This window comes from Streptococcus sp. UBA3373, assembly GCF_002360305.1.
Taxonomy (GTDB): domain Bacteria; phylum Bacillota; class Bacilli; order Lactobacillales; family Streptococcaceae; genus Streptococcus; species Streptococcus alactolyticus.
Genome location: NZ_DEQF01000020.1, coordinates 1 through 11,230 on the forward strand (window position 1 = coordinate 1; position 11,230 = coordinate 11,230).

The 11,230-nt window shown below is 41.7% G+C and carries 8 protein-coding genes and 1 pseudogene; 2 read left to right on the plus strand and 7 right to left on the minus strand.

The window, feature by feature from the left end:
* The 5 genes and pseudogenes from B3R79_RS03195 to B3R79_RS03215 form a co-directional block, all read right to left on the minus strand.
* On the minus strand, positions 1-1,246 hold a 1,246-nt coding region (locus tag B3R79_RS03195; RefSeq protein ID WP_293693716.1), incomplete at its 3' end, for an HAD-IC family P-type ATPase.
* A gap of 235 nt (positions 1,247-1,481) precedes the next feature.
* A pseudogene (locus B3R79_RS03200) lies at positions 1,482-1,993 on the minus strand (uracil-DNA glycosylase family protein).
* A 148-nt stretch (positions 1,994-2,141) separates the two neighbouring features.
* On the minus strand, positions 2,142-3,680 hold the full coding sequence (locus tag B3R79_RS03205) for an ABC-F family ATP-binding cassette domain-containing protein (protein WP_293693718.1): 1,539 nt from the start codon (positions 3,678-3,680) through the stop codon (positions 2,142-2,144).
* A 144-nt stretch (positions 3,681-3,824) separates the two neighbouring features.
* On the minus strand, positions 3,825-4,382 hold the full coding sequence (locus B3R79_RS03210) for an ECF transporter S component (protein ID WP_168260821.1): 558 nt from the start codon (positions 4,380-4,382) through the stop codon (positions 3,825-3,827).
* Complete coding sequence (locus B3R79_RS03215) at positions 4,379-5,239, minus strand: pyridoxamine kinase (protein ID WP_293693727.1); 861 nt, start codon at positions 5,237-5,239, stop codon at positions 4,379-4,381. The genes B3R79_RS03210 and B3R79_RS03215 overlap by 4 nt, the downstream gene beginning before the upstream one ends.
* A 119-nt stretch (positions 5,240-5,358) precedes the next feature.
* Between B3R79_RS03215 and B3R79_RS03220 the strand changes: the two genes are divergently transcribed.
* A complete protein-coding gene (locus B3R79_RS03220) occupies positions 5,359-6,621 on the plus strand; it encodes a PLP-dependent aminotransferase family protein (RefSeq protein WP_293693721.1) in 1,263 nt (420 codons plus the stop codon).
* Positions 6,622-6,628: 7 nt separating this feature from the next.
* On the opposite strand, the gene treC is transcribed toward B3R79_RS03220, so the two are convergent.
* Positions 6,629-8,254 carry an alpha,alpha-phosphotrehalase gene (gene treC / locus B3R79_RS03225; protein WP_168260823.1) on the minus strand — a complete coding sequence of 542 codons (1,626 nt, stop codon included), beginning with the start codon at positions 8,252-8,254 and terminating at the stop codon, positions 6,629-6,631.
* 14 nt (positions 8,255-8,268) lie between these two features.
* On the minus strand, positions 8,269-10,242 hold the full coding sequence (gene treP / locus B3R79_RS03230) for a PTS system trehalose-specific EIIBC component (RefSeq protein WP_293693723.1): 1,974 nt from the start codon (positions 10,240-10,242) through the stop codon (positions 8,269-8,271).
* A 197-nt stretch (positions 10,243-10,439) separates the two neighbouring features.
* Between treP and treR the strand changes: the two genes are divergently transcribed.
* Positions 10,440-11,150, plus strand: a complete 711-nt coding sequence (gene treR / locus B3R79_RS03235; protein WP_293693725.1) for a trehalose operon repressor — start codon at positions 10,440-10,442, stop codon at positions 11,148-11,150.
* Positions 11,151-11,230: the final 80 nt, after the last annotated feature.

Below are 11,230 nucleotides of genomic sequence, written 5' to 3' on the forward strand. Positions count from 1 at the left end.
CTGCTTCCATCCCTGCTATGTCGCTCTTCATCCGGTTAGTGAAAGGAATATTATATTGATTCATCAAATAAGAGTTCCCAACGAGGACTTGGTGATTTTGAATACGAGCAACAACTCCCCCACCTTGAACGACCTCTGTTGAGTCAATGACCTCTACTACAGAATCTGAGTAATGGTTCACAATTGCTTTCGCGAGCGGATGATCTGATTCTCTCTCAACACTAGCCAGTAAGCTCTCAGCAAGACTCCTATCACTGCTATAATAGATTGTCTGTGCAACCTGAGGGTTACCATAAGTTAATGTTCCTGTTTTATCAAATAACATTGTATCAACTTTACTAAAGTTTGTAATGACATCACTACCCTTAAATAAAATACCATGTCTTGCGCCATTTCCAATCCCTGACACATTTGAAACTGGTACGCCAATAACCAGTGCACCAGGACATCCAAGAACCAAAATAGTAACGGCTAACTCAATATTGTTGCTAATAAGCCAAACAATAATCGCTAACACTAAAACTGAAGGAGTATAGTATCTTGAAAATTGGTCAATAAATCTCTCAGCTTTTGACTTGCTGTCCTGTGCTTCTTCTACTAATTCAATAATTTTCCCAAAAGTTGTATCTTCCCCAATCTTCTCAGCACGTATTTGTATAGTGCCATTTTCGAGAATGGTACCAGCAAAAACTTTATCTCTTAAACCTTTAGAGACTGGAATAGATTCGCCCGTAATACTTGCTTCATTTGCAGTACCAGAGCCAAATATCACTTCACCGTCAACTGGGATCTTTCCACCAGTTTTTACTAAAAGAATATCTTCTTCATTAACCTCTTCAACTGATACCTCTTCAAAGTCACCATTATGTAGTTTACGAAAAGTAGTCTCTGGTACCATCTCCACGAGATTCTTAATCGCAGAACGTGTCTTGGCTAATGTTCTTTGTTCTAAGTATGCACCAAATAGGAAGAGAAAAGCTACAATAGCTGATTCTTCAAACTCTTTAATAACGAATGCCCCTAAAATAGCAAGAGTTACTAAGAGATCTATGCTAATTACCTTAACTCTAAGAGCTTGATAGGCTTGAATAAAAATTGGTAAACCGCCTACTAATGAAGCTACAAACAGTAGATAAGCTGAGCCCTGCTCACTACTAAAAACCCATTTGGATGAAAAAGCAAGTATAATAAGAACACCAGTTATTGCTGTCAACCAATTCCGATAACGTGATAACCATTTTTGCATGATTTCTACCTCCTTTATTATATCCAGTATAACCGAGCATAGAAATATAATAATTGATTTATATCAAGTTTTAAAAATACTAGAATGTCTAGATTGTTTCAAATACATCTAACTATCTTCAATTGATTTAATGATATTAATCATAGAATTATATTTTTATAATTCTATTCAGTTACGATAGTGTCAGTTCTAAAAATTTTGACTATAAAAAAATCTTCTGTATATTTCCGAATCTTTATTTAAGAATTGCTTTAACACGTTCCTGCAAAACAGGAATAACCTGATCTAGAAACCAAGGATTTTTGGACTGCCAAATATTATTACGTGGCGAAGGGGGTGCACAAGGGGGAAAAATTCAGGTAGATATCTATCGAAATTTTTTACAGTATTGGTTAATGTTTCCGTCGATCTTTGTTTTAAGTAATATCATTGAGCATAGGCACCAATCAAAAGTATTAATTGTTTATTTGGCATGAGATCTAATGTTTTCTTATGCCATTTTTCTGCAAATCCTTTTCTTGGAGGTAAGTCCCCCGTTTTACCTTTTCCAGGAAAATAATAATCCATTGGGACCACTGCGAAATATCCAGAATCATAAAAACATTCTCTATCAATACCTAACCATTCACGAAGGTTATCGCCGCTTAAATCATTGAATAATATACCTAACTCTTGAGCATGAATCCCCGGTTCTTGTGCTATGATTATAATTTTAGCAGTATTTTTCAACCCTTGCCAAGGATGCATTAGCTTCTGAAAAATTCGCCTTTGTCACTAGGGCTGGTATTTACAAAGACAAATCAGACGATGAGTGTTTTGCCCTTCTTGTAGAACGTTGCGAACACCAAATGATAACAAGAGTTTAAAAAAGAGAGTGCTAAACTCTCTTTTTTGCTTACATGAGTTCGTTGAAATCCCAAACTTCTGTCCAACCTTCATAAAAATCAGGCTCGTGACACACCATCAAAATGCTGCCTTTATAGGCTTGTAAGGCGCGTTTGAGTTCGTCCTTGGCATCAACATCTAAGTGGTTAGTTGGCTCGTCCAGAACAAGCACATTATTTTCACGGTTCATCAAGAGACAAAAACGCACTTTGGCTTGTTCCCCACCTGACAAAACTTGGATTTGGCTTTCAATGTGTTTTGACGTTAATCCACAGCGAGCAAGGGCTGCACGCACTTCAGCTTGGTTGAGCGCTGGAAAAGCTTCCCACACGGCTTCAAGTGGGGTTTGGCGATTGCCTGAGGCGACTTCTTGCTCGAAATAGCCTAATTCGATGTAATCCCCACGTTCCACACTGCCTGAAAGCGGCGGAATAATACCCAAGAGGCTCTTAAGTAGGGTGGTTTTTCCGATACCGTTTGCTCCGATGATAGCCACTTTTTGATTGCGTTCAAAGGTCAAATTGAGCGGCTTAGTCAAAGGACGGTCGTAACCAATCTCTAAATCATGCGTTTGGAAAATAAAACGGCTTGGCGTCCGTGATTCTTTGAATTCAAAAGATGGTTTTGGCTTTTCAGCCTGCAATTCGATGCGCTCCATTTTGTCCAATTTTTTCTGACGGGACATGGCCATGTTTCGAGTGGCCACACGCGCTTTGTTGCGGTTGACAAAATCTTGCAAATCAGCAATTTCCTTTTGTTGGCGCTCATAAGCTGCTTCCAACTGAGCTTTTTTCATGGCATAAACCGCTTGGAAATTGTCATAATCACCCGTGTAACGTACCAAATCATGATTTTCCACATGGTAAACGATATTAATCACGTCATTTAAAAATGGAATATCGTGTGAAATCAAGACAAAGGCATTTTCATAATTTTGCAAGTAACGTTTCAACCACTCGATATGCTCGGCATCAAGGTAGTTGGTCGGCTCGTCCAAAAGTAAAATATCAGGTTTTTCAAGCAAAAGTTTAGCCAAGAGGACCTTGGTCCGTTGACCACCTGAGAGTTCTGTCACGTCTGACTCCATGCCAAAATCCATAACACCAAGGGCACGCGCCACCTCGTCAATTTTCGCGTCTAAGGTGTAAAAATCACGGGATTCTAGGCGGTCTTGCAATTCTCCAACTTCTTCCATGAGGGCATCCACATCTGCTCCCTCGTCTGCCATAGACAGGTAAATGGCATTGATGCGTTCTTCGGTTTTAAACAGTTCATCAAAAGCTGTTCGCAACACGTCACGCACTGTCATACCTGCTTCAAGAACCGTGTGTTGGTCCAAATAACCAGCTGTCACGTATTTTGACCATTCGACCTTGCCTTCATCAGGTTGCAAGTGCCCAGTGACGATGCTCATAAAGGTAGATTTCCCCTCACCATTGGCACCAACCAGTCCAATATGCTCTCCTTTCAACAGACGAAAAGACACGTCCTCAAAAATGGTACGCTCGCCAAAACCATGGCTTAAATGTTTAACTTCTAAAATACTCATTACTCGTAAACTTTCATTATTTTTTCATTTGACATGGGTTTCGTCAAACGAATCTTTTCAATTATAGCATGACTTTAAATCTGAAATCAATGACTTCTTCTTAAAACCGCATAGGAAAAGCCCTCGTTTCGAGGGCTTATGTTATTAATTTGAAACTGTACGAGTTTGCGTGTGTTGGCGAGCAAAGACTTGTTTTAGCAAAGGATAGAGAATCGGAACAGCGATGATGGTAACCAAAGCCGAACCAATAGTGCCACCGATTTTAACCACAGCTGTCAAGAAAGCAACTTGGAGATTGAGTCCGCCAACCAGACTGTTGATAAGGGTGTATTTGATGAGGTTGCTGATGATTTTAGTCAAAGCAGCTACGACACCAACGACAATCACATTGCGCGTGGTGTCTTTGGATTGCATTAGTCCTTCAAAAACCAAGTGAAGAACGGCACAGACAATCAAAGATTCTAAAATGGTAATCCAGACTTCTGCAGCGTAGCCATTGAGAACATCAAACAAGCCAAGCCCAACGGCAGCTACCAAGGCGCCTAAGCGTGACCCATAAAGCAAAACGGCGACAACGACTAAGGCATTTCCAAAATGAACGAATTGGGCACCCATAGGGATACGCAAACATTGAACGCTGACAAAGATTAAGGCAGCATAAAGACTGAGTTCGACAAGTTGACGTGTGGTGAGATGTTTCATTCCTTTTCCTCCTTTAAAACCATCAAACGACTCGCTAAATCGCCCAAATAAGGCTCATAGCACAGCCCCCATTTGATATCACGCTCTAGCTCTAAGGTCAGTGACAAAATCTTATCAATGATATCAAGTGCTAATGTGGCAACAGCATCCAAAGATAAACCATGAAAATACCCAGCGGCTAAGATAGCACTTAAAACATCACCCGTCCCAAAGAAATTCTGCGGGTAGGCTTTGACAAAATGATACGAAACACTCGCCTTTTCCCTATCCCAATGAGCCAAACCGATGCTTCCGGCCTCAAAAGACACTCCTGTCAAAATAATATGCTTATTGTTCAAGGGAGTTAGTTGCGTCAATAAGTGCTCGATAGCCTCTTGGTCATAAGCATCACCAAGATAAGGCACATCAGCTAACAAGCAAGCTTCCGTGAGATTGGGCGTGATGATATCAGCCTCTTGGCAAAAAGCACGCATGGCTGCCACAAAACTCTGCTCATACCCAGCATACAACCATCCATTATCCGCCATAATAGGGTCTACAAAACGCACTAAACCTTTTTGAGAAGCAAAATCAGCTATTTGTTGCAACTGTTCTGGTGACTTGACGTAGCCTGTCATTAACCCGTCTGCTTGAAAGGGAAGCTGACGCCATTGGCTGAGAAAGCCTGCTGTCGCATCGGTTAAATCGGTGATGCTAATGTTCTCAAAGCCACCCGTATGCGAGGACAAAAGAACGGTTGGCAAGGGAATGACTTCGATTTGGCAGGCTGACAAAATGGGGAGTGCTGCTGATAAAGCAACTTTGCCTAAACCGACAATATCATTCGCCACGATGAGTGATTTGGTAATGTGTGTCATGTGATAAAACCTTTTCATCCCTTCTCCAAAACTTAGAGAGGTTCAAGTGATGATATTATTGTAAGAAAATTCAGTTTATTATACAATAGAAACAATCAAAAACTGTATGGGGACAAAACATGACCAGTAAATACCAAGACATTATGGCTGACATCATTACTCAAATCGAATCTGGTGCCTTAAAAAAAGGGGATAAACTCCCTTCGATTCGTGCCATCAGCCAAAGCTACCAATGCAGCAAGGACACCGTGCAACGAGCCTTATTAGAATTAAAATTCAAACACTACATTTATGCCGTAAATAAAAGTGGCTATTATGTGCTGGAGGGTAAGAGTCAGCATGAGGACCGCCTCAATCTCAGTCTGAGCGACTACAATAACATTGCCTACGAAGATTTTACTGCTTGTTTGACGGAAACCTTGGTAAAGGGGCAAAATTACCTCTTTGACTACTACGCTCAGCAGCAAGGACTAAAAGCCCTCATTCGCTCACTCAAACAGTATTTGGAAAAAGGAAATATTTACGCCAAAGAAAGCGACATCTTGGTCACTTCAGGTACCCAACAAGCTCTCTACATTTTATCTCAAGTCCCATTTCCTAATGAGCAAGGTGTCATCCTTTTGGAGCAGCCGACCTATCACCGTATGATTGACTTGGTCGCCTCGCAAAATCTCCCCTACCAGACCATTGACCGTGATTTTAATGGTATTGATTTAGCTCGATTGGAACATCTATTTAAAACGCAGCCCATTAAATGTTTCTACACCATTTCGCGTTTTTCAAATCCTTTGGGCTTGTCCTACACGACCAGCGAAAAACAAAAAATCGTGGACTTGGCTAAACGCTACAATGTTTACATCATTGAAGATGATTACATGGGCGATTTCACCAAATCCACTGATTTGCCTCTGCATTACTATGATACTTCGGGGCACGTTATTTATTTAAAATCTTTTTCAGCGACTATTTTCCCAGCGCTGCGTCTTGGCACCCTGGTGCTACCGCCAGAACTCATGCCGTCTTTTTTAAAACTCAAAAAACTAATGGACTACGACACCAACCTTATTATGCAAAAGGCGCTGTCTTTGTACTTGGACAATGGCATGTTTGACAAAAACCTCACCTATCTCAGCAAAGTCTTTCAAGAACAAGAGAACAAGTCAACGGAGCTTTTGGCACGTTTTCCAAATATCCTGCATTTTAGCAGTTCATTGCAACATTTGGTTATTGAATTGCCTCAAAACAAGCATTTGGGCGAGCTGAAATTTACCAAACAGGTGGATTATCTCGAAAACAATTACCTAACCCAAGCCCCCAAGCGCTTTATTAAATTGCCTAATAACCAGCATTTGCCAAAAACGTTGAAAATGATTTTGAACTAATAACCTTCTAGTCCACCAAAATGGCCAAGGTTTGATAGGGTTTTAGCGTGATCGTGTCTGATAAAGCCTCTTCAGGGTAATTGCTTAGCAACACGCGCCCTTCTTGGTAAGCTTTTGGCAAGGGCACTTTAACCGTTTTAGCAAAGAAGTTATTGCAAACTAATAGACGTTGCTTGCCGTACTGACGTTCAAAAGCGTAGATGTAAGGATTATCTTGGTAAGCGGACTGATAGCTACCCTCAGCAATGATTGGCAGTATTTTTCTGAGCGCAATCAATTCTTGGTAGAAGGTAAAAATCGGTCCACTTTTTTCTTTGGCAACATTGATGTCACGGTAGGTTTTTCCGACTTGTAACCAAGGTTGACCAGTTGAAAAACCAGCGTTTTCCTCGTCATTCCACTGCATCGGGATACGGCTATTGTCCCGTGATTTCGCTTGAACAATGGCAAAGGCTTGGGATTCTGTCTTACCTGCCGAGCGCAAGGCTTGATAAGCATTGATACTCTCTACATCGACGTAGTTAGCCATGCTCTCATAATCAGGGTCCAACATACCAATTTCTTCGCCCATGTAGATGTAAGGCGTCCCGCGAGATAAATGAATCGATGCGGCAAGCATAGTTGCTCCTTCATTGCGGAAATGCTCGACGTCCACAAAACGGTTCAACGCGCGTGGTTGGTCATGATTGTTCCAAAACAGGGCTGACCAGCCGCCACCCTCACTCATCTCTTCACCCCAAGTATGGAACAAGGTTTTGAGTTCTGCAAAATCAAAGGGCTTCAAGGTCCATTTTTGCCCTTGGTCGTAATCCACTTTGAGGTGGTGGAAATTGAAAACCATGTCCAATTCATGACTGTTTGGATTGCTGTATTGAATGCAGTTTGGAATATCCGTGAAACTCATTTCGCCAACTGTCATGCTATCTGAATCTTGTCCAAAAGTGGCTTGATTGAGCATTTTTAGGTAGTCGTGCGCAATCGGACGGTCAGTGTATTCAGGTTTGCCGTCAAATTGGTCATTGTCTTTTAGCACCTCGTCTTTACCAATCAAGTTAATGACATCAAAGCGGAAACATGTCACGCCTTTGTCACGCCAAAAATTTACCACCTTAAACAACTCTTTGCGCACATGAGGGTTGCGCCAATTCAAATCTGCTTGGGTCACATCAAACAAATGCAGGTAATATTTGCCCGTGTCCCCAAAAGGCGCCCAGGCATTGCCGCCGAATTTAGAGGCCCAGTTGGTCGGCTGATCCCGCAAGATAAAGAAATCTTGGTAATAGCGATCTCCCGCCAAAGCTTTTTGAAACCACTCATGCTCCGTCGAACAATGATTCAACACCATATCTAGCATAATATCAATACCGTGTGCCTTGCCTTTTTGAACCAAATCTTCAAAATCAGCCATGCTACCAAACAAGGGATTGACCGCGGTGTAATCTGAAATATCATATCCATTGTCACGCTGAGGGCTTGGATAGAAAGGGTTGAGCCAAATGACATCAACACCCAATTCTTCTAAATAAGGCAATTTGCTTATAATCCCGCGCAAATCGCCGACACCATTGCCTGTCGTGTCCTTATATGATTTTGGATAAATCTGATAAACGACTTTTTTCTTATCAAATACCACTTTTTGCTCCTTTATCACAATTTACTTGCTGTGAAAATCGTTTCCCCATGCGCAATATCACATGGTAATGCTCTTGTCACGTCTGTTTGGAAATCGTTTTGATTGGTTACAATGACAGGCGTTGTAACAGGGTAACCTGCTTCTTGAATCGTTTGAATGTCAAAACGAATTAAGACATCACCTGCCGACACTCGGTCACCTTGTTTCACTTCTGCCGTAAACCCTTTACCATCAAGGCTAACCGTATCCATCCCAATATGCATCAACAATTCTATGCCTTCGTCTGAAATCAGCCCCACCGCGTGTTTGCTTGGGAATAAAACAGACACTACACCGTCAATTGGGGCAACCAATTCCCCTTTGTCAGGTTCAATCACGATACCTTGCCCCATGACACCTTGAGAGAAGACAGGGTCTGGTGATTCGCTCAAGGGTTTTGCCACTCCTGAAAGTGGGCTTTTTACTGTAACAACTGTTCCAGCAGGTGCTTCAGCATCTTTTTTCGCTTCAATAACGGCTTGAACTTGCGATTGTTCGCTGGCTTTCAAATCATCTTCTGTCTTGGTCAAGAAACCTATTTTTCGGAATACCAAGCTCAAGACAAACGGTACCACGACGGCAATAACCATATTGATGGCAAATAAGCTCATGTATTTGGCTTGAATAGATAAAATCCCTGGAAGTCCACCAATACCAATGGCGTTGGCTGTAATGTTAAAGCTTGTACAAAATAGTCCTGCAATACCTGAACCAATCATACCCGCCACAAATGGATAAATGTATTTCAAGCTGACCCCAAAAAGAGCTGGCTCCGTAACACCAAGATAAGCTGAAATAGCTGCTGATAAGGAAATCTGCGCCTCACGTTCGTCATGACGATTCATCACATAAAAAGCCAAAACTGCTGAACCCTGTGCAATATTTGATAAGGCAATCATTGGCCAAAGCCCTGTGCCACCAGCATCCGCAATCAATTGGGTATCGATAGCGTTGGTCATGTGGTGCAAGCCTGTGATAACGAGTGGGGCATAAAGAGCACAAAAAATTGCTCCAAAGAGCCATTTCACAGGACCTGTCAAACCAGCAAGCACAACAGCTGAAATGCCTTTACCGATAGTCCAACCAACTGGCCCAAGTACTGTATGCGCCAAAATCAAAGCTGGAATCAAAGATAGAAAAGGCACAAAAATCATAGAAACCACTTCTGGAATGTGTCTGCGCCAGAAACGTTCTAGATAAGCCAGAGCCAAACCTGCCAAAAGCGCTGGAATGACTTGAGCTTGATAACCAATCATACGAACGGTGAAAAAACCAAAATCCCAAGTCCAGTTAGCGGCAATATCTGCCGCTGAGGTACTAGCCACACTGTACGCATTTAGCAATTGATTTGGTGAAATCAAACAAATTCCAAGGATAATCCCTAAAATTTGACTGGTTCCCATTTTCCGTGTGACCGACCATACAATCCCCACTGGTAAATAGTGGAAGATAGCCTCACCTGGTAACCACAAGAAAGCATTCACACCTGACCAAAATTGAGAGACTTCAACAATGGTTTTGCCATTTAGGGCTGACCACTGCACCCCTTCTAGAATATTTCGAAAACCTAAAATCAAACCACCAACGATAATCGCTGGAATAATTGGCGTGAAAATCTCTGCCATCATGGCCAAGGCACACTGAAGCCAATTTTGATTGCGTTGCGCTGCTGATTTAGCCGCTTCTTTTGAAACACCTTCAATACCAGAAATCGCTGTAAAATCATTATAAAAAATAGGAACGTCATTTCCAATAATCGCTTGAAATTGACCTGCATTGGTAAAGGTTCCCTTAACAGCAGGGATAGCTTCTAAACGCTTGACATCTGCCTTGCTGTCATCATTTAAAACAAAACGCATCCGAGTAGCACAATGTGTCACTGCCGCAATATTATGCTTCCCGCCGATTGCTTCTAGCATCTCGCGAGCTTCTTTTTCAAATTTTCCCATATCTCCTCGGTAAAACCGACTCCTTCGTTAGTCTATAAATAGTCGCTAGCTTTATTTACAAGGTTATTGTAATCGTTTTCGGTGTTGTATGCAAGTTGTTTGCTTCAAAAAAACCTAAAAATCCCTTGAAAAAAGATAAGTTGTATGGTATTTTAAAAACAAATCTATAAAACTGAGGAGTTTTTCCTAAAGAGCACATGAAAAAATACGAATATATTTTTAAAAAACTCGAACATGATATTAACGCTGGGGTCTATCAAGCTGGGGACTACCTTCCCACTGAAAATGAGTTGACCAAAACCTACCAAGTAAGCCGCGACACCATTCGTAAGGCTTTGGGGCTATTGGCTGAAGCTGGACTTATCAAGAAAATCCATGGATCAGGCTCCCAAGTGGTCAAAAATGATCCCATTGACTTTCCAGTGTCCAAACTAACCAGCTACAAAGAATTGGTGGATGCCCATCACATCACTTCTAAAACCAATGTTATCAGTATTGATAAACTGATTGTCGATGACACACTGGCTGCTCTCACAGGGTTTCAAAAAAATCACTTGGTTTGGCGGGTCATTCGCCAACGTGTGGTTGACGAGGTTGCTTCGGTGCTTGATATCGATTATTTAGACAAATCTCTCGTGCCTGACATGACACGAGAGATTGCTGAGGTGTCTATTTACGCTTATTTGGAAAAGCAACTGCACCTCAACATTGCTTATGCGCAAAAAGAAATCACCATTGACCAGCTGACAGACCGCGATAAGCTCTTGCTAGATATTGGTCCTGAACACCATGTTGTGTCCGTCAAATCCAAGGTCTATCTGGCGGACAAGCGCCAATTTCAATTCACCGAAAGCAGACACAAGCTGGAGAAATTCCGTTTTGTTGATTTTGCCACACGGCACCACTGATTTATTAAAAAGAGCAGCAAAAAAGTAGCAAATAACCCTGAAGTTGATCTGACCCCAAAAAGTTGGACAAGTAATTATTG